Origin of the sequence: Pauljensenia sp. UMB3104 (assembly GCF_030217285.1) — a bacterium.
Lineage (GTDB): Bacteria > Actinomycetota > Actinomycetes > Actinomycetales > Actinomycetaceae > Pauljensenia.
Genome location: NZ_JASONN010000442.1, coordinates 1 through 252 on the forward strand (window position 1 = coordinate 1; position 252 = coordinate 252).

1 pseudogene is annotated in these 252 nt (G+C 68.3%); it reads left to right on the forward strand.

The annotated features are described in order from the left end of the window. Window positions 1-252: pseudogene (locus QP415_RS12340) on the forward strand (alpha/beta hydrolase); the annotation flags it as partial.

Genomic DNA, 252 nt, shown 5'->3' on the forward strand with positions numbered 1-252 from the left:
GGGCGCCCTGTCCGCCCTTGGCTTTCTCGAGGGCGAGATCGACTCCCTGCGATGGAAACTGCAGGACGCGGCCCTCACCTACACGAATGCCGAGAACGGCTCTTCCCTGTGGGAGCTTGTCCCCGGCAGCCCGATGGGTCCGCAGCTGAGCGCGTCGGGGCTCGGCGCAATGGTCATGGGTCCCGGTGGCCTTGTACTCAATGGAGCCTCGGCGCTCGTACACGGTGCGCAAGACGCATCCGCGCGCGCCGG